This window comes from Microbacterium sp. lyk4-40-TSB-66, assembly GCF_030209475.1.
Classification (GTDB): domain Bacteria; phylum Actinomycetota; class Actinomycetes; order Actinomycetales; family Microbacteriaceae; genus Microbacterium.
In genome coordinates this window covers 38,262-61,645 of sequence record NZ_JARVRW010000004.1, presented here as the reverse complement: position 1 = coordinate 61,645, position 23,384 = coordinate 38,262, and the positions used below count along the sequence as shown (strand labels likewise).

25 protein-coding genes are annotated in these 23,384 nt (G+C 71.0%); 10 read left to right on the top strand and 15 right to left on the bottom strand.

Going from position 1 to position 23,384, the window contains the following annotated elements; all coding sequences use genetic code 11:
* Window positions 1–28: 28 nt before the first annotated feature.
* Complete coding sequence (locus tag QRO03_RS07860) at window positions 29–1,972, bottom strand: ABC transporter ATP-binding protein (RefSeq protein ID WP_285136968.1); 1,944 nt, start codon at window positions 1,970–1,972, stop codon at window positions 29–31.
* Window positions 1,973–2,178: 206 nt separating this feature from the next.
* On the opposite strand from QRO03_RS07860, the gene QRO03_RS07855 reads away from it, so the two are divergent.
* On the top strand, window positions 2,179–3,660 hold the full coding sequence (locus QRO03_RS07855; RefSeq protein ID WP_285136967.1) for an MDR family MFS transporter: 1,482 nt from the start codon (window positions 2,179–2,181) through the stop codon (window positions 3,658–3,660).
* A 195-nt stretch (window positions 3,661–3,855) separates the two neighbouring features.
* Here the strand turns inward: QRO03_RS07855 and QRO03_RS07850 are convergent, their stop codons facing one another.
* Complete coding sequence (locus QRO03_RS07850; RefSeq protein ID WP_285136966.1) at window positions 3,856–3,993, bottom strand: hypothetical protein; 138 nt, start codon at window positions 3,991–3,993, stop codon at window positions 3,856–3,858.
* 304 nt (window positions 3,994–4,297) lie between these two features.
* On the opposite strand from QRO03_RS07850, the gene QRO03_RS07845 reads away from it, so the two are divergent.
* Window positions 4,298–4,846 (top strand): type 1 glutamine amidotransferase domain-containing protein, encoded by a 549-nt coding sequence (locus QRO03_RS07845; protein WP_285136965.1) that lies wholly within the window; start codon window positions 4,298–4,300, stop codon window positions 4,844–4,846.
* 60 nt (window positions 4,847–4,906) lie between these two features.
* On the opposite strand, the gene QRO03_RS07840 is transcribed toward QRO03_RS07845, so the two are convergent.
* On the bottom strand, window positions 4,907–5,728 hold the full coding sequence (locus QRO03_RS07840) for a DNA-formamidopyrimidine glycosylase family protein (RefSeq protein WP_285136964.1): 822 nt from the start codon (window positions 5,726–5,728) through the stop codon (window positions 4,907–4,909).
* 10 nt (window positions 5,729–5,738) lie between these two features.
* The gene (locus QRO03_RS07835; RefSeq protein WP_285136963.1) at window positions 5,739–7,163 is read right to left on the bottom strand and encodes a flotillin family protein; all 1,425 of its coding nucleotides are present in this window, start codon (window positions 7,161–7,163) and stop codon (window positions 5,739–5,741) included.
* A gap of 170 nt (window positions 7,164–7,333) precedes the next feature.
* Between QRO03_RS07835 and QRO03_RS07830 the strand changes: the two genes are divergently transcribed.
* Window positions 7,334–7,747: a glucose-6-phosphate dehydrogenase gene (locus QRO03_RS07830; protein ID WP_285136962.1), complete on the top strand. Its 414-nt coding sequence runs from the start codon at window positions 7,334–7,336 to the stop codon at window positions 7,745–7,747.
* Window positions 7,748–7,815: 68 nt separating this feature from the next.
* Here QRO03_RS07830 and QRO03_RS07825 read toward each other — a convergent pair whose 3' ends face one another.
* Both QRO03_RS07825 and QRO03_RS07820 read right to left on the bottom strand, forming a co-directional pair.
* The gene (locus tag QRO03_RS07825) at window positions 7,816–8,784 is read right to left on the bottom strand and encodes an aldose 1-epimerase family protein (RefSeq protein ID WP_285136961.1); all 969 of its coding nucleotides are present in this window, start codon (window positions 8,782–8,784) and stop codon (window positions 7,816–7,818) included.
* A gap of 205 nt (window positions 8,785–8,989) precedes the next feature.
* On the bottom strand, window positions 8,990–9,160 hold the full coding sequence (locus tag QRO03_RS07820) for a CsbD family protein (protein ID WP_082484862.1): 171 nt from the start codon (window positions 9,158–9,160) through the stop codon (window positions 8,990–8,992).
* 174 nt (window positions 9,161–9,334) lie between these two features.
* Between QRO03_RS07820 and QRO03_RS07815 the strand changes: the two genes are divergently transcribed.
* Window positions 9,335–10,642 carry a D-alanyl-D-alanine carboxypeptidase family protein gene (locus QRO03_RS07815; protein WP_285136960.1) on the top strand — a complete coding sequence of 436 codons (1,308 nt, stop codon included), beginning with the start codon at window positions 9,335–9,337 and terminating at the stop codon, window positions 10,640–10,642.
* 21 nt (window positions 10,643–10,663) lie between these two features.
* Here QRO03_RS07815 and QRO03_RS07810 read toward each other — a convergent pair whose 3' ends face one another.
* Both QRO03_RS07810 and QRO03_RS07805 read right to left on the bottom strand, forming a co-directional pair.
* Complete coding sequence (locus tag QRO03_RS07810) at window positions 10,664–11,374, bottom strand: anti-sigma factor (RefSeq protein WP_285136959.1); 711 nt, start codon at window positions 11,372–11,374, stop codon at window positions 10,664–10,666.
* Complete coding sequence (locus QRO03_RS07805; RefSeq protein WP_285136958.1) at window positions 11,358–11,891, bottom strand: sigma-70 family RNA polymerase sigma factor; 534 nt, start codon at window positions 11,889–11,891, stop codon at window positions 11,358–11,360. Before QRO03_RS07805 ends, QRO03_RS07810 begins: the two co-directional genes overlap by 17 nt.
* A 212-nt stretch (window positions 11,892–12,103) precedes the next feature.
* Between QRO03_RS07805 and QRO03_RS07800 the strand changes: the two genes are divergently transcribed.
* Together QRO03_RS07800 and QRO03_RS07795 are read left to right on the top strand one after the other, a co-directional pair.
* Complete coding sequence (locus QRO03_RS07800; RefSeq protein ID WP_285136957.1) at window positions 12,104–12,814, top strand: CHRD domain-containing protein; 711 nt, start codon at window positions 12,104–12,106, stop codon at window positions 12,812–12,814.
* Window positions 12,811–13,470, top strand: coding sequence for a class F sortase (locus QRO03_RS07795; RefSeq protein ID WP_285136956.1), 660 nt, complete (start codon window positions 12,811–12,813; stop codon window positions 13,468–13,470). Before QRO03_RS07800 ends, QRO03_RS07795 begins: the two co-directional genes overlap by 4 nt.
* A 10-nt stretch (window positions 13,471–13,480) precedes the next feature.
* Here QRO03_RS07795 and QRO03_RS07790 read toward each other — a convergent pair whose 3' ends face one another.
* The 3 genes from QRO03_RS07790 to QRO03_RS07780 form a co-directional block, all read right to left on the bottom strand.
* The gene (locus QRO03_RS07790) at window positions 13,481–14,095 is read right to left on the bottom strand and encodes a response regulator (protein ID WP_285136955.1); all 615 of its coding nucleotides are present in this window, start codon (window positions 14,093–14,095) and stop codon (window positions 13,481–13,483) included.
* Entirely contained in the window at window positions 14,092–15,384 is a 1,293-nt protein-coding gene (locus QRO03_RS07785; protein ID WP_285136954.1) for a sensor histidine kinase, read from the bottom strand. Before QRO03_RS07785 ends, QRO03_RS07790 begins: the two co-directional genes overlap by 4 nt.
* A gap of 99 nt (window positions 15,385–15,483) precedes the next feature.
* Window positions 15,484–15,987, bottom strand: coding sequence for a hypothetical protein (locus tag QRO03_RS07780; RefSeq protein ID WP_285136953.1), 504 nt, complete (start codon window positions 15,985–15,987; stop codon window positions 15,484–15,486).
* Window positions 15,988–16,160: 173 nt separating this feature from the next.
* On the opposite strand from QRO03_RS07780, the gene QRO03_RS07775 reads away from it, so the two are divergent.
* Window positions 16,161–17,030 (top strand): hypothetical protein, encoded by an 870-nt coding sequence (locus QRO03_RS07775; RefSeq protein WP_285136952.1) that lies wholly within the window; start codon window positions 16,161–16,163, stop codon window positions 17,028–17,030.
* 164 nt (window positions 17,031–17,194) lie between these two features.
* Window positions 17,195–17,443 (top strand): hypothetical protein, encoded by a 249-nt coding sequence (locus tag QRO03_RS07770; protein WP_285136951.1) that lies wholly within the window; start codon window positions 17,195–17,197, stop codon window positions 17,441–17,443.
* A 49-nt stretch (window positions 17,444–17,492) separates the two neighbouring features.
* On the opposite strand, the gene ychF is transcribed toward QRO03_RS07770, so the two are convergent.
* On the bottom strand, window positions 17,493–18,566 hold the full coding sequence (gene ychF / locus QRO03_RS07765) for a redox-regulated ATPase YchF (protein ID WP_285136950.1): 1,074 nt from the start codon (window positions 18,564–18,566) through the stop codon (window positions 17,493–17,495).
* Between the two features lie 39 nt (window positions 18,567–18,605).
* A complete protein-coding gene (locus QRO03_RS07760) occupies window positions 18,606–19,355 on the bottom strand; it encodes a class I SAM-dependent methyltransferase (protein WP_285136949.1) in 750 nt (249 codons plus the stop codon).
* Window positions 19,356–19,626: 271 nt separating this feature from the next.
* Here QRO03_RS07760 and QRO03_RS07755 point away from each other — a divergent pair, with 271 nt between their 5' ends.
* Entirely contained in the window at window positions 19,627–20,220 is a 594-nt protein-coding gene (locus QRO03_RS07755) for a 3'-5' exonuclease (protein WP_285137318.1), read from the top strand.
* A gap of 55 nt (window positions 20,221–20,275) precedes the next feature.
* Window positions 20,276–21,622 carry a DNA recombination protein RmuC gene (locus QRO03_RS07750; RefSeq protein WP_285136948.1) on the top strand — a complete coding sequence of 449 codons (1,347 nt, stop codon included), beginning with the start codon at window positions 20,276–20,278 and terminating at the stop codon, window positions 21,620–21,622.
* Window positions 21,623–21,637: 15 nt separating this feature from the next.
* On the opposite strand, the gene QRO03_RS07745 is transcribed toward QRO03_RS07750, so the two are convergent.
* Together QRO03_RS07745 and glpX are read right to left on the bottom strand one after the other, a co-directional pair.
* Complete coding sequence (locus QRO03_RS07745) at window positions 21,638–21,850, bottom strand: hypothetical protein (RefSeq protein ID WP_055953550.1); 213 nt, start codon at window positions 21,848–21,850, stop codon at window positions 21,638–21,640.
* A 369-nt stretch (window positions 21,851–22,219) separates the two neighbouring features.
* The gene (glpX, locus tag QRO03_RS07740) at window positions 22,220–23,209 is read right to left on the bottom strand and encodes a class II fructose-bisphosphatase (RefSeq protein ID WP_183420109.1); all 990 of its coding nucleotides are present in this window, start codon (window positions 23,207–23,209) and stop codon (window positions 22,220–22,222) included.
* Between the last annotated feature and the right edge of the window lie 175 nt (window positions 23,210–23,384).

Sequence of the window (23,384 nt, the reverse complement as noted above, 5' to 3'; positions counted from 1 at the left end):
GGGCTGCGCGGGCCGCACCGGGAGGACGCTAGGCCGGCGGCTCGTCGGCGCGACGCTCGGGCAGCGCGGCATGTGCGAGACCCGCCGCATCGTGCTGCTCTTCGGCGAGCACGAAGGAGGCCGCGAGCTGCTCGGCGGCGAGGCTCGCGTAGAGCCCGCCGGCGGCCAGCAGCTCACTGTGCGTGCCCGACTCGACGATGCGTCCGGCGTCGACGACGTGAATGCGGTCGGCACCGATCACGGTCGACAGGCGATGCGCGATCGACAGCGTCGTGCGTCCGTGCGAGGCGGTCTCGAGAGCTTCCTGCACGATGCGTTCCGACACCGTGTCGAGGGCGCTCGTCGCCTCGTCGAGCAGAAGCACCGGCGGGTCTTTCAGCAGCACGCGCGCAATGGCGATGCGCTGCTTCTCCCCACCCGACAGGCGGTACCCGCGCTCACCGACCACGGTGTCGTAACCGGCCTCGAACGACGCGATCACGTGGTGGATGTTCGCGGCGCGGCAGGCGGCCACGATCTCGTCGTCGGTGGCATCCGGTCGCGCGTAGCGCAGGTTCTCGCGCACGGTGGCGTGGAAGAGGTAGGTCTCTTGAGAGACGATGCCGATCTCGTCGACGATCGAGGCGCGGTCGAGGGTGCGCACGTCGGCACCCGAGAACATCACCGCACCGCCGGACGCCTCGTACATGCGCGGGGTCAGGTAGAGGATCGTCGTCTTGCCCGCGCCCGACGGTCCGACGAACGCCACGTGCTGCCCCGGCTCGACGGTGAACGACACCCCGTCGAGCGTGGGACGCGTGTGGGCCGGAGCATCGGGATAGCGGAACTCCACATCGCGGAATTCGATACGGCCCAGCGGTCCGGGAGCCGCCGACACGGGAAGCGCGTCGGGCACGTCGACGATCGCCGGCTTCAGGTCGAGGTACTCGAAGATGCGGGCGAACAGCGCCGACGAGGTCTGCACGTCGAGCGCGACGCGCATCAGCCCCATCAACGGCATGAGCAGCCGGGCCTGCACCGTGGTGAAGGCGACGATCGTGCCCGCCGTGATCGCCCCGGCGCCCCCGCCGATGAGGTAGCCGGAGACGAGGTAGATGATCGCCGGCACGCTCGACATGATGACCTGGACGACGGCGAAGAAGCCCTGGCCGCTCATCGCCCGACGCACCTGCAGATGCACCTGGTTGTCGTTCTCGGCGTCGAAGCGTGCCGACTCGGTCCGTTGGCGGTTGAACGACTTCGACAGCAGGATGCCCGACACGCTCAGCGTCTCTTGCGTGATGGCCGACAGCTCCGACAGCGACTCCTGCGTCTCGCCCGCGATGCGCGCCCGCACCTGGCCGACCCTGCGCTGCACGAAGATGAGGAACGGCATCAGGGCAACCGCGATGAGCGTCAGGCGCCAGTCGATGAGGATCATCGCGACCAGCGATGCGATGACGGTCACGGCGTTGCCGAGGATGCTCGTGACGGTGTTGGTCAGGACACCCGAGACACCGCCGACGTCGTTCTGCAGCCGCGATTGGATGACACCCGTCTTCGTCCGGGTGAAGAAGCCGAGTTCCATCGACTGGAGGTGATCGAACAGACGCGTGCGGAGGTCGCCCGTCACGCGATTGCCCACCGTGGCCGTGAGCCAGGTCTGCCCGACGTTCAGCCCCGCCGAGAAGAGGAAGAGCACGATCATCACGCTGACGAGCTCGGCCAGCAGGACGAGGTCGGGGCTGGATCCGTCGACCGGGAACAGCGCGTCGTCGAAGATCCTCTGCACGAGCAGCGGCGGGATGACGGCCACCGCGGCGCCCACCACCACGAGGACGGCGGTGAAGACGATCCGCCAACGGTAGGGACGGAACAGCTCGACGACCCGGCGGCCCAGGTCGGCGACGCGCGGCGCCTGGGCGTTCCGACGGCGCTGCACGTCGGCGTCGACGCCGCGGAACATGCTTCCGCCCACACCACCCGGGTTCATGCGGGCCAGCCTACGTCCGACCACCGACACCGGCTCCGCCTGCCCTGCGTCGGAGGCGCCCGCTAGACTCGGGCCTCGCCCTCCGCGGCATCCCTCCCCCGGGTTTTTCTCTCGACGTCGGAATATCCCGACGTTCCGCTCCGTTGTCGCTCATCGCAGTCACCCCCGTGGCGCCACGAAGCCCCCCGTACGAAAAGGACCTCGTCATGGCCGCCACCGGCACCGTCTCCTCCGCTCCGCCCCAGACCGCGTCGGGCGTCACCGCCGAGCAGAGCCGCGTCATCTGGCTGCTGCTCACCGCCGCCTTCGTCGCGATCCTGAACGAGACGACGATGAACGTCGCGATCCCGTTCCTCATCCGCGACCTGGGTATCACCGCCGTCGCCGCCCAGTGGCTGACCACCGCCTTCATGCTGACGATGGCGGTCGTCATCCCGATCACCGGGTTCCTCCTGCAGCGCTTCACCACGCGCCAGGTGTTCGTCACCGCGATGTCGCTGTTCTCGGCGGGCACGCTGGTCGCCTTCCTCGCCCCCGGGTTCGAGGTGCTCGTCGTGGCCCGGGTCATCCAGGCGTCGGGCACCGCGATCATGATGCCGCTGCTGATGACGACGATCATGACCATCGTGCCTCCCGCCCAGCGCGGTCGCATGATGGGTCGGGTCAGCATCGTGATGGCCCTCGCGCCCGCCATCGGCCCGACCATGTCGGGACTCGTCCTGCAGTCGCTGGGCTGGCACTGGATCTTCGGCATCGTGCTGCCCATCGCGCTAGTGGCCCTGTTCGTCGGTGCGCGATGGATCCACAACCTCGGTGAGACCCGCAGGGCCCCCATCGACGTGGCCAGCGTCATCCTCTCGGCGTTCGGTTTCGGTGGCCTCGTGTTCGGCCTCAGCCAGATCGGCGGCGGACACGGCGGCGACGCCGGAGCCGCCGACGCGTCGGTGGTCACCCTGGTCGTGTCGCTGGCCATCGGCGTCATCGGCCTGGCCTCGTTCGTGTGGCGTCAGCTGCGCCTGCAGCGCACCGACTCCGCGCTGCTCGACCTGCGTGTCTTCCGTTCCCGCAACTTCACCCTGTCGGTGACCCAGCTGGGCGTGATGTCGCTGGCCTTCTTCGGCGCGATCACGCTGCTCCCTCTGTACCTGCAGACGGTGCTCGAGAAGACCCCGCTCGAGACCGGGCTCGCCGTGCTGCCCGGCTCGCTCGCGATGGGCCTCGCCGGCCCCGTCATCGGTCGCGTCTACGACCGGTTCGGCACGCAGATCCTGCTGGTCCCCGGCGCGATCATCGTCAGCGCGACCCTGTGGTTCTACACCACCCTCGGAACCGACACCTCGTTCCCCCTGCTCATCGTCGTGCAGACGGTGATGATGCTCGGCCTCGCCCTGTCGTTCACGCCGCTGTTCACGGCATCGCTCGGCTCGCTCGAACCGCGGTTCTACTCGTACGGGTCAGCCATCGTCGGCACCGTGCAGCAGGTCGCCGGAGCGGCGGGCATCGCCCTTCTCGTCACGATCATGTCGTCGGTCTCGGCCTCGACCGGCACGGGACTCGAGGCGGATGCCGCCGGCACACGCGCGGCGTTCCTCATCGCGGCGATCATCTCGCTGCCGCTCATCGTCGGCGCGTTCCTCATCCGCAAGCCCGCGGACCAGCTCGAAGGAGCGGCGACGCCGGTGCACTGAAGGCGGGCGGTGATAGCCGCTCGGAGGGAGCGGGAACCGCGGCGCGATGACGTGAAAGGCGCTTGCGGCTCAGAGCGATTGGGCGGGTACCGCCGCCGGTGCGCGGACGCGAGCGGCTGAGCGCCAGCGGCTCAGAGCGAGCACGAGCCACCGGCGGACGGACGCAAGCAGCTGACCGCGAGCGGCGCTAGCGGCTCAGAGGGAGCAGGAACCGCCGCCGCAGCACTGCGATGCGGGAGGCGCAGCCTCATCCGCCTCGTCGGCGGGAGCGTTCAGCAGCGTGATCAGCGGCTTCTCGGCGGGCTTCGCGTCAGACATCGTGTCACCGGACATGCGATCCATGCTACGCCCGTGCGTACGCGACGGGGCCGCGGGTGCAGTCGACGCATCCGGGCCGCGCGACTCCGCATTCTCGAGCCATCCGTCAGACCCCCGTCGGCGCGTCAGCGTCGACGGCTCCGCACCCCGGACGCAACCGGTCTGCACACGACGAGCCCGCCTCCGCGGTCTAGCACTTCGGACGAAGCCGGAGGGTCTGGCGTAGCCCCCTCCCCCGGCATCCGCAACCCCCGCCCTCCGGGCGCCGCCCGTTCCTAGCGTGGCATCGACCCCCGATTGAGAAAGAGAGAGTCGACCCATGACCGATCTCAGCGGAAAGCGCATCGCCTTCCTGGCCACCGACGGATTCGAAGACAGCGAGCTCACCAGCCCGTGGGAGGCCGTGACCTCCGCCGGCGCCGAAGCCGTGCTGGTCTCGCCCAACGAGGGCAGCATCAGCGGCGAGAAGGGCCACGAGCAGAAAGTCGACCTGGCAGTCTCGGGCGCGTCCGCCGGCGACTTCGACGCCCTGGTCCTGCCGGGAGGCGTTCAGAACGCCGATGACATCCGCATCGTCAAAGACGCCGTGTCGTTCACCCGCGGTTTCTTCGATCAGCACAAGCCGGTCGCCGTCATCTGTCACGGCGGCTGGATCCTGACGGAGGCCGACGTGCTCGGGGGCCGCACCCTCACGAGCTACCCGACGCTGCAGACCGACCTGCGCAACGCCGGCGCGACGTGGGTCGACGAAGAAGTGCACGTCGACGAGGGCCTCGTGTCCAGCCGCAACCCCGACGACCTGCCGGCCTTCAACGCCAAGCTCGTGGAAGAGGTCGCCGAGGGGAAGCACTCCGGCCAGACGGCCTGACGCCACTGTCGGACGAAAGCCCCCGCGCCTCGGTGCGGGGGCTTTCGCGTGCGCGAAGGGTCAGCCCGCGCTCTGACACGACGGGCACCACTGCCCGCCGCCCTTGGTCCCGGGGATGTCTTCGACGACGCCTCCGCAGTCCGGACAAGGCTCACCCGTGCGACCGTGGACCCGCATCGCGGCGACCTTCGCCGCCTTCTGCTCGGCGATCGGGACGCCGCGGCGGGCGATCACCGCGGCGGTCATCGTGTCGTGCAGCGCGCTCCACAGGCGTGTGATCTCGTCGTCGGTGAGCGCGGCCGCGTGCATCACCGGCGACAGCCGCGCGGCGAAGAGGATCTCGTCGGAGTAGGCGTTGCCGATCCCGGCGAGCGTCTCCTGTTCTTGGAGCAGCGCCTTCAGCTGCTTGCGCCGACCGCCGAGGGCCTCGGCGAGCATGGCCCGGGAGTACGCGGGATCGGCGGCGTCCGGGCCGAGCTTCGCGACCGAGGGGACCTCGTCCGCGGCATCCACGACGTGGAGCTGGACCGACAGCCAGTCGCCCGCATCGGTGATGCCCAGCACCGCGTCGCCGAACATCAGCCGGGCGATGACCGCCGCGACCGGAGTCTGGCCCGACCGTTCCGCGGAGAGGCCCTCATCCCACGTCGCCCAGCCCGCCCGCCCGAAGCCGAGACCCAGGTGCACGCCGTCGAGATCGACGTCGATGTGCTTGCCGTGACGGGTCACGCCGGCGACGACCCGGCCGATCACCTCCTCGAGGGGGCGCGCGCGAGTCTTGAGCGCCCGCCCTTCGACGAGTTCGACCCCGGTCACGGCGCGCCCGACGAGACGCCCGCGCAGGAACGACGCGAGCGCCTCGACCTCAGGAGCTTCGGGCACGGCGCGCTCCTCAGGCCTCCGGCTGAGGTGCGGACGGCTGTGCCGGCGGCACGGTGGGCGCGGGGTACGTCGGCTTGTCCGCGGACGTCGAGGGGCGGCGCGTCGTCTCCGCGAACGCGTCGGCCACGACCCGGCCCTGGATGATCTGGGTGAGGTCGATGCCGGTCGCCGCGCGCACGGCTTCGAACGACGAGCGCAGGCCGGTGGCCGATTCCGTCGCCAGGTGGCCGCTGGCGCCCTCGCCGCCGAGGACGGTGATGTTGCCGACCCGGTCGTAGCCCTTCGCGAACTCCGCCATCATCGGAACGAGCGCCTCGAGCGCGCGCTGCGCCAGCAGCGCCTCCTGGTTGTGCGACAGCGCCTCGGCCTCGGCGCGAATGGCTTCGGCGCGGGCCTCACCGGCCAGGCGCACAGCCTGAGCGTCGGCTTCGGCGCGCACGCGCACGGCGGCCGCTTCCTGCTCGGCGATCGCGGCGCGCGCCTGCGCCGCCTTGATCTGCGAGTACGATTCGGCGTCGGCGTCCTTCTGACGTTGGTACAGGTCGGCGTCCGCGACGCGCGAGACCTCGGACTCCAGGCGGGCCTGGGTGTTCTGCGCCTCCTGCTGCAGGACGGCCTGCCGGCGCTCGGCTCGCGTCAGCGCCTCTGCCTGCTCGGCCTCGGCGTTGGCGCGACCGACCTCGGCCTTCGCCGCGGCGCTGTTCTTGTCGAGCTTCGTCTGCTCGATCAGGTTCGCCTCGTCCGTCGCGATCTGGCGTGCACGGATCTCGCGCACGGCGTTGATGCGGGCGACCTCGGCCTCTCGCTTGACGCGCTCGACCTCCGTCGCACCGAGGGCGGAGATGTAGCCGTTGCTGTCGGTCACACCCTGGATCTGGAAAGAGTCGAGGATCAGCCCCTGCGACGACAGGTCACCCTTGATCCCCTCGGCGATCTGGTCGGACAAGCGCTGACGGTCGCGCATGAGCTCTTCGACGGTCAGGGTCGCGACGACACCGCGCAGCGCACCCTCGAGCTGCTCGGTGGTGAACTGCTCGATCGCCTTGTCCTGCGAGGCGAAACGTTCGGCCGCCCGGCGCACCTGCTCGGGATCGGATCCGATCTTCACCAGGGCGACGCCGCTGACGTTGACGGTGACGCCGTTCGACGACTGCGCCGTGGGCTCCATCTTGATCTGGCGCGCTCGCAGCGAGATCATCTCGCCGCGCTGGGTGAGCGGATTGACGATGGCCCCGCCGCCGGTGATCACCGTGATGCGCGACGACTCGCCGTCGGCGCCCTTCTGACGCTTACCGACGATGACCAGGGCTTCGTCGGCCTTCGCGACCCGGTACCAGCCGCGCACGACCAGGGCGAGCACGGCGATGATGACGACCGCGATCACCACGACGATGGCCACGACGACTCCGACGGCTCCCAATGCGGCGAGTTCCATGCTTCTCCTTCGACGGGCGCCGCCGGGGCGGCGCGGGGAATTCCCTCCAACCTAACGGGGGCCCGTGCGGCCATGTCCACCCTTTACGCGCACGATCGCGTCGCACCGGGGTGGGGAGGAGCGTACCGTTGGGGGGAGGCGGCCCGAACCGCCGAAGAAGGGTCCCCCACATGAAGATCGTCTCGTCGCAGGACTGGCGCGATGCCATCCGCTTCGACGTCCCCGTCCTGGTCGCCGATGTCGTGCCGGGCGAAGCCACGCGCTGCGTCGCCTGCGGCGCCGATGGTCCGCTCTACGAGCGCACCGAGCTGTGGGCGGTCAAGCACCGCCACCCCAAGCACCACGATGGTTTCGTCCGCTTCTACTGCGACGCGCACAAGCCCGCCGCCGCTCCCCCGCCGCCCGTCGCCCCCGTCACCACCGCTCGCGCCCGTGCGGCAGCGGCCCCGCGCGCCGAGCGGCGCAGCGCGAGCCCGAAGCCGACGCCGATCACCGATCGCCCCACCCGCGCCATGTGCCCCGACTGCTTCGTCGAGGTCTCCGTCGGAGGCGACTGCGGCATGTGCGGCGCGCAGGTCGTCTGACCACACACGCATGACAGAACAGAACCGCCCCGGGATTCACCCCGGGGCGGTTCTGTCGTCGACGCGCGTCAACGGGCCGAGATGGTCCATCCCGCCTCGTGCGACACGCCCGGGTCGAGCGAGACGACGCCGGTGTCGAAGTCGTAGGCGTCGTCATTGAAGGCGTCGGGCGCGCAGGTCATCGGCTCCACCGCCAGCCCGGCGCGGTGTCCGGGCGTGCCGGGGCCGGTGGGCAGGTCGGCCGTGTGGATCTGCACCCACGGGCACTCCCCCGCCCAGCTCATCGCCACACCGGTGCCCGACGGATCGGTGACCGTCACCTCGGCCCGGCCGTCGGCATCCCGGATCAGCCCGGTGTACGCGTGGTCGATCTCGACCGCCCCGAGGACGCGCTCGTCGCGGAAGTCGAACCGGTCGGCGTCGACGGTCACGGATGCCAGGGCCACCGGCGACAGGCGGTCCGGCGTCACCTCGAGCACGGTGTCGGCCGGGAGGGCGAGGGTCCACTCGTCGAGGGTCGCGGGGCCGGCGACGAGGTAGGGGTGCGGTCCGGTCCCCCAGGGCGCGGGCGTGTCCGACAGATTCGTCGCGCGGACCGTCTGCGTCAGGCCGTCGGCCCCCAGGCGATAGGTCGTCGACACGACCACCCACCACGGGTACCCCGCCTGTGCGGTGATCGTCGCGCGCAGCGTGACGGCGTCGTCCGAGGCGTCGGTGATGTTCCAGTCGGCCCACGACAGCAACCCGTGAAGGGCGTGTCCGCGGTCGGGCTCGGTGAGGGGGAGCTGATGCTCGACGCCGTCGAAGTGGTGGACGCCGTCGACCACGCGGTTGGGCCACGGCGCGAGCGTGGTTCCCCGGTAGGCGGGGCGGAGCTCGTCGGCCTCGAACGGCACGACGAGGTCACGACCCTCGTGAGTCAGTGAGCGGAGCGAGGCACCGACGCTCGCGATGGCGGCTTCGTAGCCGTGCGCGCGGAGGACGACGGGGGTACCCGAGACGAGCGTAGGGGTCTCGGTGGGAACGGCAGTGGTCATGTCGCCATTATCGCGGTCGCGCTGGGCGAGCCATGGCATCCCGTGCCGTCGGGCCGGTCGGGCCGGCTTCCCGCCGCACTTCGGCGCACTTCAGGGCAATCCGCTGGTCGTCGGTTCATGTGGGCCGCGGCCCCGCGGCCGGCGCGAGAGCCCCGAGAACGACGAATGCCCCGACCATGACGATCGGGGCATTCGGGGAGGGCGCTTACTTGAAGGCGTCCTTGACGTTCTCGCCGGCCTTCTTGACGTTGGCCTTGCTCTGGTCGCCCTGACCCTCGGCTTCGAGACGCTCGTTGTCGGTCGCCTTGCCGAAAGCTTCTTTCGCCTTGCCGGCGATGTCTTCAGCGGCGTTCTTGATCTTGTCGTCGAGTCCCATGGCGGCTCCTCCCGTGTGGTCCTCGGGTATTTCCCGATGCCACTCACGGTAGATCGCCTCCCCTCGACCGGCGGGGGGCTTGAAATTCGTCTCGGCGTGAGGCACCGCCGCGAGTTAGGTTCGAGAGGTGCGCGTGCGTCCATCCCACTCCCTGCTCCCCTCGGAGGCTCTGACGTGAGCACCCTCGCCGATTTCCGAGACCTCCTCGACGATGCCCCTCGCGAGCCGCAGGGCAACGGTCGTGCCGGCCGCATCGCCCTCATCGTCTTCCTCGTCGTCACCTTCCTGGTGCTCGGCAGCGCGGGCGGATACGTCTGGTGGGCGTCGTCGGCCGCTCTTCCCGCACCGACCGTCACGTCGCAGACACCGATCGCGTCCGCGGGGCCGGCGGCATCCATCGCCCTGCCCGCCGAGGGCGAGATGCTGATGAGCGTCGAGGGCGGCGAGGATTATCTGGGACCGGATGCCGCGGGGGCCTTCGCCTCCACCGGCGGTAACGACGCGCGACCCATCGCGAGCATCGCGAAGCTCATCACGGCCCTCGTCGTGCTCGACGCCCACCCCCTCGACGGGCCCGGCGATCCCGGCCCGACCATCGCGTTCACCGAGGCCGACACCGACCTGTACGACCAGTTCTACGTGCAGGATGCGGTCATCGCGTCGATGCCCGACGGGCTGAAGATGTCGTTGCACGACTCGCTGGCCACCATGCTGATCCCCTCGGCGGCGAACTACGCCGTCGCCAACGCCCGCTGGGCGTTCGGCTCCGAAGGGGCGTACGTGCAGGCGGCGCGATCGTGGCTGAGCGCGAACGGCCTGAACGACACGCGGATCGTGGATGCCACCGGGATCGACGAACGCAACACGAGCACGCCCAGCGACCTCGTGGCCCTCGGCCGCATCGCGGCGGCGAACCCCGTGGTCGCCGCGATCGTCCAGACGCCGTCGATCGCCGTCCGTGGCCCCGGGGTCGTCACGAACACGAACGACCTCCTCGGGACCCTGGGGATCACGGGCATGAAGACCGGCAATCTCGGCGACGGCACCTTCAACCTCCTCTTCACGTCCACCCTCGACGTCGGCATCGGCGCACCCCTCGAGGTCACGGGTGTGCGGATGAGCGGCGCGACCCACGACAGCACCGACGAAGACGTCGCGCGCCTGCTCCGGAGCCTGCGAGACGGGTTCCACGACGTGACCCTGGGGGTTGCCGGCGATGACATCGGCACGATCTCCACGCCGTGGGGCTCGCGCGCGTCGCTCGTCCTCGCGAAGAACGCGGCGCTGCGCACCTGGTCGGACACCCCCGTCACGGTGAACCTCGACACCAGCACGCCGCAGAACTACGCCGAGGGCGAGGTCGTGGGCACCGTGACCTGGACCGCCGGCCCGCAGACAACGGCATCCGAGGTTCAGATCAAGGGCGAGATCGAGGAACCGACCCTGTGGTGGCGCCTGACCCACCCGACCGAACTCGGCTGACGCGTCGCGAGATCGCGCGGGTCACACCGCCGGCAGCTCCGCGTGAGCGACGACGGCATCGCCGGTGTCACGCAACTCCATTCGGGCGGCGTCACCGCGCAGCACCGCCGCGTTCATGCGACACACGATGGGCACGTCTGAACCGAGCACCTCTCCGGCGGTGAACTCCGTGCCGTCCTCGCCGACGAAGACGAGCTCGTACGTCGCCCCCACGTCGAGTCCCGTGGCCTCGAGATATGCCTCCGTCCCCCAGGTGTGGGCGACGACCTCCGCCGAGACGTCGACGCCGCCGACGTCGTCGCGCACCTCGATCCGCTCGACGGCCCCCAGCGTCCCGGGCGGGCCCGACGGTGCGGGCGCGGAGAACGCGCCGGCACCGTTGGCACCGACCACGAGACCCGCGACGAGGCACGCCGCGCCCACGAGCGGCGCGACCCACCGGCGGCCACGCCGCGCGACGGCAGTCTCCGGTACCGCTCCGATCGCCGTCGGGTCACCGCTGTCGACCGACCTCTCGATCCGTGCGAACAGGTCGCCCGTATCGCGCGGGGTGGTCCAGCCGAGGTCGCCCTGGCGCAGCCGCCCGGCGACCTCGTCGAGCGCGGCGAACTCCTCGGCGCGCGCACGGTCGGAACGTCGCAGCCCCTCGAACTCGGCCGACTCGGCGGGTGTCAGTTCCCCCGCCAGCGCAGCGGCGACCAGTTCGGCCCAGCGGTCATCGGGAGTGCGCATCCGGCTCCTCCATCTCTTCGAGGTGCGCCCGGAGGGCGCGGAGTGCGTGAAAGGTTCGGGTGCGCCAGGTCGCGACGGGGACGCCCGTGGCATCCGACAGCTCCTGGTACGTGCGACCGTGGAGGTGGATCGCGACGACGGCCGTACGGTGGGCCTCGGTGAGCACCGACAGCGCCTCGAGCATCCTCAGACGCTCGAGCGGATCGATGGCCTCCGCCGCCCGGCTCTCGAGTTCCGCATGATCGCCGATGAGGGGCAGCCGGGCGCGGGCGCGGACGGCGTCCACGATCACGTTCCGGGCGATCGAGAACAGCCAGGTGCGCTCGGAGGCTTCGCGGGAATCGAAGCGCTCCCGCGCCCGCCACGCCCGCAGGAACGTCTCCTGCACGCAGTCCTCCGCGAGGGGACGGTCGCGGAGTGCGTTCACGGCATAGCCGAGCAGCGCACTGCCGTTGTCGTCGAACGCGCGACGGAGGTCGAATCCCGTCCCCGCGGTGCGTCGTCGAGACGCGTCCATGCGCCTCTCCCTGCTCTGTGCGGCGGACTCCGTCATGCGCGCCCGTCCTTCCGAGGCTAACGGTCGCCCCGACGGCGGCCGTGCGGGGTATACGTCGCCGACGGGCTCGGCGTTCATCGCGGAGCAATTCGCCGCGGCGATGAACGCCCGGGCGCTCACGGTCGTACACGCCCCTAACCGGACGCTCCGCGTCCCGATCGAAAGGCACGACGATGACGAAGAAGACGTACGCCCGCCCGCTGACGATCGGCGCCCTGGCCGGTGTCGCCCTGCTGGCCGTGGGATCCCCCGCGTTCGCCGACACCGAGGTCGACGAACCGTCGCAGTTCACCAGCGCCTTCACGGTGATGGCGACGCCCGACCAGGTGATCAACAACGACGGGGTCGCCACACCCGGCCAGAGCGGTGCGACCGGCACGTTCACGTTCCGCATCAATTCCGACCAGGAGATCATCTGCTACGACATCCGTCTCGAGGGCGTCACCGGCGACTATCAGAGCCCCGCGAAGACCGCGACGCACATTCACGAGGCAGCCGTCGGCAAGCCCGGCCCGCCGCGCATCGCCTTCCCCAACCCCGCGCCGGTCGGCGACGGCCCGCGCACCTCGTCGGGATGCCTGCAGGGTCCCTTCACCACCGGGGTCGTCGCCAACGGTGCCGACACGGGGACGAACTTCTCGCTGAAGCAGATCGAGGCGAACCCCGCCGGCTTCACCGGTGACTCCCACACGGTCGATTTCGCCGCCGGTGTGGTGCGCGGCCAGCTGACGTCCATCCCCGTCGGCGGTGTCGACACCGGCGCCGGTGGAGCGGCGGCGAGCGAGTTCTCCGGCTGGGGACTCGCCGCCACGGCCGGCGGGCTGGGCCTCGTCGCCGCCGGCGCCCTCGTCGTGCAGCGCCGCCGCGCGGCCGCGGCCAAGTGATCGACGCGCGGCGCGGTGCGCGCCGGCAGACCCCGCGGGGATGGCCGGCGCGCGCCGCGTGCGCGCTCGCACTGGTCGCCGTGCTCAGCTGCGCGGGCTGCGGCGCGGTGCCGCAGGCGGCCTCCCCCGCATCTCCGCCCGCGGCCCCGGCCTCGGTCCCGACCCCTCCCGCGACGATCGATCCGCCCGACGGGGAGGCGGCCACCCCGTCTGCACCCGTCGCCCCCGCACGCGTCGTCATCCCGAGCCTCGCGCTCGACGAGCCCCTGATCGAACTGGGGATCGCCGACGACGGCGGCATGGAGGTCCCCGTCGACTACGACGAGGTCGGGTGGTTCTCCGGCGGTGGGCGCCCCGGCGGAACCGGACCCACCGTCATCGCCGCGCACGTCGACTCGCCCACCGGCCCGGCGGTGTTCCAGGCTCTAGAGGACCTCGCGGTCGGCGACGTCGTCGAGGTGTACGGCGTCGACGGCGTCTTGCAGCTCTACCGCGTCACCGAGACCGCCGACTATCCCAAGTCGGCCTTCCCCACCGCCCGCGTCTTCGGGGCGACCGCCCGCGACGAACTGCGGCTGATCACCTGCGGGGGCGTCTTCGACCGTGATGCGGGTTCGTACGTCGACAACCGGGTGGTCTACGCCGACCCGGCGTGATCGCGGGCCGTCACGACGACAGGTTGTCTCGCGCCCACAGCGCCGCGCTCGTGCGGTCGGCCACGCCGATCTGTCGGAAGATGCTGCCGAGGTGGGCCTTGACCGTGCGTTCCGAGATGCCGAGCTCGGCGGCGACCTGTTTGTTCGCCCGCCCATTGGCGACGAGGCGCAGCACCTCCTCCTCGCGTGCGCTGAGGCCGGCGCTCGGGGCTGAGTCATCGGGGAGCAGCGCTCCCGCCACGCGCGGATCGAGCGGGGCGTGGCCGCTCGCCACCGCCCGCACGGCGGCACGGAGGTCAGCCGGCTCGGCATCCTTCAGCTGATAACCGGTCGCGCCCGCGGCCACCGCGCGTCGCACCTGATCGCGATCGCCGAAAGAGGTGAGCACGAGGACCCGGATGCCGGGATGCTCCGCACGAACGGCACGTGTCGCCGCGACGCCGTCCATGACCGGCATCGAGAGGTCCATGACGACGACGTCGACGGCCACCTCCCTCACCGCGGCGAGCGCCTCCGCGCCGTTGGCGGCCGTGCCGGCGACGACGATGTCGCCATCGACGGTGAGGACGGAGGCGAGACCCTCGCGCACCATCGAGTGGTCGTCGGCGACGAGGACGCGGATCATTCGGACTCCCGGGACGGATCGTGGAGGGCAACGCGCAGGCGCCATCGGGTGCCTGCGCCGGGGGCGGTCGACAGGGCCAGTTCGGCACCCGCGTCTGTGGCGAGGTCGCGCAGCACCCGGGTGCCGAGGTGGCCGTCGGCGGGAGGACGGTGCAGCGTCGTCGGGTCGAACCCGGGACCGTCGTCCTCCACCCCCAGCTCGGTGGCGGCATCCACGCGCGCGATGGTGACGGTCACCGCACAGGGTGCCGCGTGGGTGACGGCGTTGCGGAGCGCCTCCTGGGCGACCCGGTAGAGCAGACGCTCGTGGGACTCGGGGAGCTGATCGAGGGGCGCGCGCAGGTCGAGCGTCACCTCGACGCCGCGCGTCCGGGCAGTCGCCGCAAGGTCGCGGAGGGCGGATGCCACTCCCGCGGCGCCGAGACTCTCGGGGTAGATGTCCACGAGGAGCGACCTCAGCACGCGCACGTTCCCGCGCACCGCCCCGGCGACCTCGCGCATGCGGACGGCGTCCTCGGTCCCGCCGCGTCGGTCGGCGTCGACCGCAGCGCTCTCCGCGGAGTAGCTGGTGGCGACGAGTTCCTGCACCGGGCCGTCGTGCAGCGTTCCCGCGATGCGGCGGCGCTCGGCGTCCGACGCGTCCACGGCGCGCTGGAGCAGTTCGGCGCGCCGCACCTCGGCGCCCCGGAGCTGACGCAGCAACGTCCACACGATCGGGGCCGTCAGCACGACGAACAGCAGCAGGCTGCTCGTCGTCACGCCCGCGAACCCGCGCCAGAGATCGGCGGAGCGCACGGCGACGGGCTCGTAGGGGTAGTACACCTCGAACAGCACCTGCGCGCCGCCGGGCGTCCACATCGGGCGGTACACCTCGAGCAGGCGCGAGCCGCTCTCGAAGACGTTCTCGTCCTCCGACAGGTCCGAGACGGCGGCTCGGGTGGCCGGCGTCGCGAGCGCTTCCCACTGCGCGTCTTCGAGGGGGAAGGTCCGCCCGATGAGCTGCGGCTCGTCGGCGTAGAGCACGCGCCCCTGTGGGCTCCAGATCTTCACGCGGATGACGTCGTCGCCGAGGATCTGAGCGCGCGCGGTCACATCGAACGCCGCGACCGCGGCCGGATCCCCCGCGGCCAGCGCGTCACTGAGCACCGGCTGCACCACCGCTTCGGCGAGCACGTTGGTCACCTGGGCGGCGTCGTTGACCGCCTCACGCTCGGCGAGCCACTGGGCCCCGAACCCCGCGAGGGCCGCGACCGCGATGAGCACCGCCACCAGACCCGCCGCCAGTCGCACGAGGACCGCTCGGGTCGACAGCCGTCGCGAGCGCTCCCGCGGCGCACGAGCGGCGACGAGTATTTCCCACGGGGGGAGAGGCGAGGAACCGGATGCCACTCAGTCGTCTCCCCCGTGACCGCCCCCGCCGCCGTGCCCGCCGCCGTCGTCACCGCCGTGCCCGCCGCCGTCGTCGCCCGACCGGCCGTCGCCACCCGACCCGCCGTCGTCGCCCGAGCCGCCGGTGTCGCCACCGCGATCCTCTGTCGTGCTCGAATCGTCGGCTCCCGACCCGCCCTGCGTCGAGCGGTCGTCGCCGGGTTCCGTGCGCTGATCGCGCGGAACGTCGCCGCCCCGGTCATCGGTCGAGCCGGCACCGGGCGCATCGCCGCCGCGGTCGTCGCCCGTCTCCACCCGCTCATCGCGGGGCGCGTCTCCCCCGTGGTCGTCGGGGGTCGACGTGGGTGCGGGCGTGGCCGACGGCGTCGGGCTCGTCGACACCGCCACGGTCGGCGCCGGGATCGGCACCGACTCGGCGAACGACGGATTGCCCCACAAGCCGATCGCGGCGGGGGCCGCGGCGAGCGCGAGCGCGCCGGCTCCGATGAGGATTCGCTTCTTCATGTCATCCGTCCTTCCGCCCATTGTCGCGTGCACCGCGGGGCCTCGGACTCCAGCCTCCCCACCTCGTCGCGATCGGGCCATCGGACGATGGTCGTAGTACCAAGGTCCGGTAGCCCATCCCCCGGGCCTCCGGCGACGGTGGGTACAGCTCACACCGACGAAACGAGGCCCCCATGAGCAGCAAGACCTCCGCCAGCACCCGCCTGGCCCGCACCACGGCGATCATCGCGGCCGCGCTGGTCGCGGCATCCGGAATTCTCGTCCCCGCCGCGGCGCAGGCGAAGACCACCTCCGCCGGCGGCGACTACGCGGTCACCGTCAACGGCACCGTCTACAACCCCGCACCCGGCAAGGACGCCAAGATCAAGGACGTCGCCGTCTCCGGTCCGATCACCGTCAGCGGCCGCAACAACCGTTTCACGATCGACCCGTCGACCCTCGGCGTCTACGACTACACCCTCACAGGAGCCGCCGACACGCAGCGCATGGTCACGAGCCCCACGGTGGTGTTCGCGTCCAAGGTGCCGACCCTCAGCACGGCGCAGCGTGCCGGTGCGCGTCTGTCGAGCCTCGAGGTGCGCGACGACTCGATCGTCGCGATCTTCAGCACCTCCGGCGGCAAGCTCAAGATCCAGGCCAAGGACGGCGCCCAGGGCGGCATCTTCCAGATGGAGCCGGAGTTCGCCGCCCCCGTCGAGATCGTGCACACCCTCGGTCCCGGCCTCTTCTACTTCGTGAACCAGTACACCGGCAAGATCAACTTCGGCAGCGGTGTGGATGCCGTCGCCTCCGGTCCCGACGCGCATCAGATGCTGCTCGGCAAAGACAGCCCGCAGGTGGCCACGAAGACGTACCAGGATGCCACCGTCACGAAGTGGACGGTCGCCTCGGGCGGCCGCATGGGCGGTGTTCTCGGCGAGGATGCCATCGAGCTCTCCGCGGGCGCCACCAACTGCACGAGCCAGTGCCAGGCGCAGAACCGCATCAACGGTTCGCTCCCCGTGCCGCCGAACCCGTCCAACCCCACCCCCATCGGCGGCTGACGGCCCGTGAGTGTCCCCGGCCCCGTGGCCGGGGACACTCGCGTGTCGCGACCAGCGGACGAGCACCCCCGGCCCTGTGGACGGGGGTGCTCGTCTGCCGTGATCGGCGGCTTGCGCGATTCGCGGTCGCCGCCGAGGGTGGAGGGGGCGCTAGCCTCCTAGCTGTGAGTCAGAGGGTTCCCGCGCGGTCGTTCGCCAGCCACCTGGCGTTCTTCGTGGTCTTCACCGCCCTGTTCGCGGGCGGCGTGTTCCTCACCTTCGTCGCCGCGCCGCTGTTCGCACTCACGCCGCTGCAGTGGGGCATCGCGCTGTTCATCACGCTGTCGGTCGGTGTGTCGGCGGCGTGGGAGCTGCGATGTCTGCTCCGTGCGCGTCGATCGACGGATCGTCACGACCGGCCGGGGCGGGTCTGACGGAGGAACCGGAACCTCGCGCCGCGCATGACCCGTCGCCGCTGCCCACTCAGTTGTTGAAGCGGAACTCCACGACGTCGCCGTCCTGCATGACGTAGTCCTTGCCCTCGAGGCGGGCCTTGCCCTTCGAGCGGGCTTCGGCGACCGAGCCGAGCTCGACGAGGTCGGCGAACGAGATGACCTCGGCCTTGATGAAGCCCTTCTCGAAGTCGGTGTGGATGACACCGGCCGCCTGCGGAGCCTTCGCACCCTGCGGGATCGTCCACGCGCGCGCTTCCTTCGGACCCGCGGTGAGGTAGGTCTGCAGGCCCAGCGTGTCGAAGCCGATGCGGGCGAGCTGGTCGAGGCCGGACTCGTCCTGACCGGTAGATGCCAGCAGCTCGGCGGCATCCTCGGGGTCGAGGTCGATCAGCTCCGATTCGATCTTGGCATCCAGGAAGACGGCCTTCGCGGGCGCGACGAGCGCCGACAGTTCGTCTTTGCGCGCGGGGTCGGTGAGCACGGCCTCGTCGACGTTGAAGACGAAGATGAAGGGCTTCGCGGTCAGCAGACCCAGCTCGCGGATCGGCGAGAGGTCGATTCCGGATGCCGACAGCAGCACGCCGCGCTGAAGAGCGTCCTGCGCCGCCTTGGCGGCCTCGAGCACGGAGGGGTCGAGCTTCTTGCCCTTGACCTCCTTCTCGTACCGGGTGATCGCCTTCTCGAGCGTCTGGAGGTCGGCGAGCTGGAGCTCGGCGTTGATGGTCTCCATGTCGCCGGCGGGGTTCACCTGGCCGTCGACGTGGACCACGTCGTCGTCGGCGAATCCGCGGACGACCTGGGCGATGGCATCCGCCTCGCGGATGTTGGCGAGGAACTGGTTTCCCAGGCCCTCTCCCTCGCTGGCTCCGCGCACGATGCCCGCGATGTCGACGAACGACACCGCGGCGGGCACGAGGCGCTCACTGCTGAACACGTCGGCGAGCTTCTGCAGCCGCGCATCGGGAAGGTTCACGACCCCGACGTTGGGCTCGATCGTGGCGAACGGGTAGTTCGCGGCGAGCACCGAGTTCTTGGTCAGGGCGTTGAAGAGGGTCGACTTGCCGACGTTGGGAAGGCCGACGATTCCGATGGTAAGAGCCACGGGAGTCCAGGTTACCCGGCCCGCGCGCACCTCACCGCGTCAGGGTCGTCGCGCGCGGAACGCGTGCGTGACGTACGGCAGCGCGACCGACCCTCCGTCGGCCAGGTCGGGGAGGGATGCCACGACCTCCTCGATCGCCGCGTCGACGCGAGCCCGCGTCGCGGGGTCGGCGGTGATGACATCGCTGCGCGAGACCACCAGGTCGCTCAACTGGTCCCTGGTGAGGCGGCGCTCCCAGCGCCACTCCTCGTGCTCGAGGCCGCCGAACGGGTCCGCCACGCGCGGACCGGTCGATGCCAGCAGCGCCTCCGCGTTCGACCCGCCCATCGCGGCGGTGAAACGCCGCACCCAGTCGACGCTGTCGTCGCGGATGTTCCAGATCAGCCCGAGCACGCCCCCGCTGCGCAGCACCCGCGCGACCTCGCGCGACGCCGGTCCGACGTCGACCCAGTGCCACGCCTGGCCCATCAGGACGGCGTCGAGGGCGGCGTCGGGCAGAGGGAGTCGCTCGGCCGTTCCGGCGAACGTCGGAACCCCGCGGACGTTCTCGCGGAGGGCGGCGAGCATGTCGGCATCCGGGTCGACGGCCACCACGTCGGCACCCGATTCGACGATGGTGCGGGTGAGTTTGCCCGTGCCCGCGCCCACGTCGGCGACCCGCAGCGCGCGGCCCCGCTCGCGCACCGGCTCCAGCAGCCACGCGACCGCCTCGGCCGGGTACCCCGGACGGCCGGATTCATAGGCGGCCGCCGCTTGTCCGAACGAGGTCGACTTCTCGCGATCGGTCATGCCCAGACCCTACGCTCGGCCCCCGACATCGGTCGTGCCACCCGCTCCGCCCCGCGGCTCGTCGACCTTCTCGGGGCGCGGCGGCGTACTCAACGCAGAAGATCCGCAGCGCGGAGCGGCGCGGTCATGGCGCGCGACCCGCTGCCTGCTCGAGATCTCCTGCATCGTGCACGACTCGCTCGCGAGAGCACGGCGCGTCCACCCCGAACCGGATGCCGCCGACCCCGGCGCGCCTCACTCCCCCGACGCGGCGGCGGGTGAGGGTGGATCCGTGGCATTGGACTTCACCGCGATCGACTTCGAAACGGCGAACTCCAGCGGTGCGTCCGCGTGTGCGGTCGGACTCGCCCGCGTGCGGGGTGGCCGGGTGGTCGCGACCGCCGCCTGGCTGATCAAGCCGCCGGCCGGACACGACGACTTCGCCCCCATCAACGTCGGCATCCACGGCATCCAGCCCGCCCACGTGGTGAACGCGCCGTCCTGGAGCGATCAGCTCGCACGCCTCACCGCCTTCGCCGGCGCCGACGTGCTGGTCGCGCACAACGCCGGCTTCGACATGTCGGTGCTGCGTCGCGCCTGCGCCGCGACGGGCGACGAGTGCCCGCCCTATCGCTACCTGTGCAGCGTGCAGATGTCGCGCAAGACGTACGCGCTCGCCTCGTACCGGCTGCCGCTCGTCGCCGCCGAGGCCGGATGCTCCCCCTTCGCTCACCACGACGCCCTCGCCGACGCCGTCGCCTGCGCCGAGATCACCATCGACTGCGCGCGCCGCGCGGGCGTCGACGACGTGCACGCCCTGGCGGCGCACCTCGGCGTGCGGGTCTCGCAGATCGCGGTCGAAACCGTCGAACGCGCCGTCGCCTGACGTCCCCCGGCGGCGTCTCTCCGGCGATGTCGGAGGTCTGGTGCATGCTCGGAACATGGATGCCAGCACCCTCCTCTTCGTGATCCTCGCCCTCGCCCTCGGCGTCGCCGCCGGGTGGTTCGTGGGGTCGTCGCGGGCGTCCGCGCGGGCCGCGGAGCAGCAGCACGCGCTGGGCTCGCGCGCCGCCGCCGCCGAGACGGCGCGGGCGGGGCTCGAGGCTCAGCTCGATCACCAGGTCGCGCTCTACCGGGAGCTGGTCGGCCAGTCTCGCGCCGACCAAGCCGCGCGAGAGGAACGCGAGCGTCGCGAGCAGACGGTCCTGCGCGCACTCGACCCGGTGCGCGACACGCTCGATGCGATGCAGCGCAAGGTCGACGGCCTCGAGCGCGACCGGGTGGAACAGTACTCCGCGCTCGGAGAGCAGTTGCGGCTGTCGCGCGAGGCCGACGAAGCCCTCCGCGCCACCACCGAGTCGCTCGCCTCGGCGATGCGCTCCGGCACCACGCGCGGAGTCTGGGGCGAGACGCAGCTGCGGCGGGTCGTCGAGGCGGCCGGCCTCACCCGCTACGTCGACTTCGACCTCCAGACGACGATCTCCAGCGACGCCGGCGCGGGTCGCCCCGACATGGTCGTGCGCCTCCCGGGCGGCAAAGCTCTCGCGGTGGATGCCAAGGTCCCCCTCGAGGCCTACCTGCAGGCGAGCGCCATCGCCGTCACGGCCGCGGGCGAAGAAGGGGCGCGCCGCGCCGCCCTCCTCACGAAGCATGCACGCGCCGTGCGCGCCCACGTCGACGCCCTCGCCAAGAAGGCGTACTGGGCGGGCCTGACGACGAGCCCCGAGTTCGTCGTCTGCTTCCTGCCGAGCGAGTCGTTGCTGGCGTCCGCGCTCGACGAGGATCCCGCCCTGCTCGACTACGCCTTCACGCGTCGAGTGGCTCTCGCCTCCCCCGTCAACCTCTGGGCGGTGCTCAAGACCGTCGCCTTCACGTGGACGCAGCAAGACGTCTCAGATGAAGCACGCACCCTCTTCGCCCTCGGCACCGAGTTGTACGACCGGGTGGGCGTCCTCGCGAGTCACGCGGGCGACCTGCGTCGCGCCATCGAGCGCACGGTCGACAGCTACAACAAGTTCGCGGGGTCGCTCGAGACGCGGGTGCTCGTCACCGCGCGCAAGTTCCCCGGCATCGACGAGACGAAGCTCGACGTGGTCGCGGCCCCCGGCGCGCTCGATGCCGTGCCCCGACGGTGGACGGCACCCGAGATGATCGACCGGGAGTCCGACCAGCGACGGCTGTCGGCCGCGCAGACGGATCACGACGTCACGTCGACGCGGCTCCCGGGAGCCGACCTCGGCGAGGTGCGCGAGAGGGCCGGGATGGCAGATGATGCCGGACCGGTATGAGGGCGAGCCTGTGGCTCAGGCGCCTCCGGGCACCCAGCTCAGCAGGCTGATGACGGCAGCGGAGACGCCGACGAAAGCGCCGACCATCCACCAGGCGCTGACTTCGTGGCCTTCGGCGCGGCGCACGCGCAGCAGAACGTCGGGGCGGCGGGCCGGGTCGACGGCGCTGGCGATGACCGCCTGGGCACCTGTCTGAGGTGCGGTCTGGTTCGTCGGAGCTGTAGTCACGGACGATCCCCCTTCGGGTCTCGGAAGAACACAGCGTCGCCGTTGACACTGCTGACGATTCTGCCAGAGTCCGCGCGACGAACCGGTCACGCTTGCGTCACGACACGCCCGGCTGTCTCTGCACGCCGCACCCGGCCGCTGGGCGCCCGTGCCCGCGCCCGCTGCTCCCGCACGCCGCGGCACTGCCTCCGGCACGCCGAAACGGCACCTCGCCGGCGAGACGATCGCCCTCGGCGACCGCCTGTCGGCATGATGCCGTCTCGCGAGAATCCTCACTCAGCCCGAAAAGGGCGAGCGTCACGCAGCCCCTGAGGACGAGCGTCACGCATCCCGGAACGGCGAGCGTGACTCACTGCACGGGGGCGAGCGTCACAACCACTTCGACGTCAGGTGCTCCGAGGTGATGCGGCGCAACGTCCCCGACGCGCCACGCAGAACGACGCTCTCGGTGTAGAGGAAGTCGCCCTCGCGTCGCACGCCCTGCACGAGCTGGCCGTCGGTCACGCCCGTGGCGACGAAGATCGTGTTCTTACCCTTCACCAGACCGTCGGCCTCGTACACCTCGCCGTCGATCAGGAGTCCGGCATCCCGGCCCTTCTCCTTCTCGTCGTCGGTGCGAGGCGCGAGCACGCCCTGGATGTGACCACCCAGCGCCTTGATCGCGCAGGCGGTGACGATTCCCTCGGGGCTGCCGCCGATACCGACGCACATGTCGGTGCGGGCGTTGTGACGGGCAGCGTTGATACCGCCGGCCACGTCGCCGTCGCTCATCAGACGGGTGCCTGCGCCGGCTTCGCGGATGTCGGCGATGAGCTGCTCGTGCCGCGGGCGGTTCAGCACCGAGACGACGATCTCGTCGACGGGCTTGCCGAGGGCCTTGGCCAGAAGGCGGATGTTCTCACCGATGGGGAGGCGGATGTCGACGACGCCCACGCCCGCGGGACCGGTCACGAGCTTGTCCATGTAGAAGACGCTCGACGCCTCGAGCATCGTGCCCTGGTCGGACACCGCGATCACCGACAGGGCGTTCTGGCGACCCGCCGCGGTGAGCGAGGTGCCGTCGATCGGATCCACGGCCACGTCGCACTGCGGGCCGCGGCCACTGCCGACGCGCTCCCCGTTGTACAGCATGGGCGCGTTGTCCTTCTCGCCCTCACCGATCACGATCGTGCCGTCGAAGTTGACGGTGCTGAAGAAGGCGCGCATCGCGTCGACCGCGGCGCCGTCGGCGGCTTCCTTGTCGCCTCGACCGATGAAGGGGACGGCGCGGATGGATGCAGCCTCCGTCGCCCTCACCAACTCCAGAGCCAGGTTGCGGTCGGGGTGCAAAGGGCTCATGTCGGCAGTCAGGCTCACCATGGGGCCACTGTATCCAGCGAAGCGGCGACAATCGCGGGATTTCAGCGCTCGCGAGGCGAAGGAATCACACTTCTTAACGATTCCGCAGAAGTGGCCGGTTCCTGTCACGCGCGCCACGTCACGATCCGACGCCTTCGCTAGGCTGACGGTGTCCCGACAACACCAAGGAGCACCT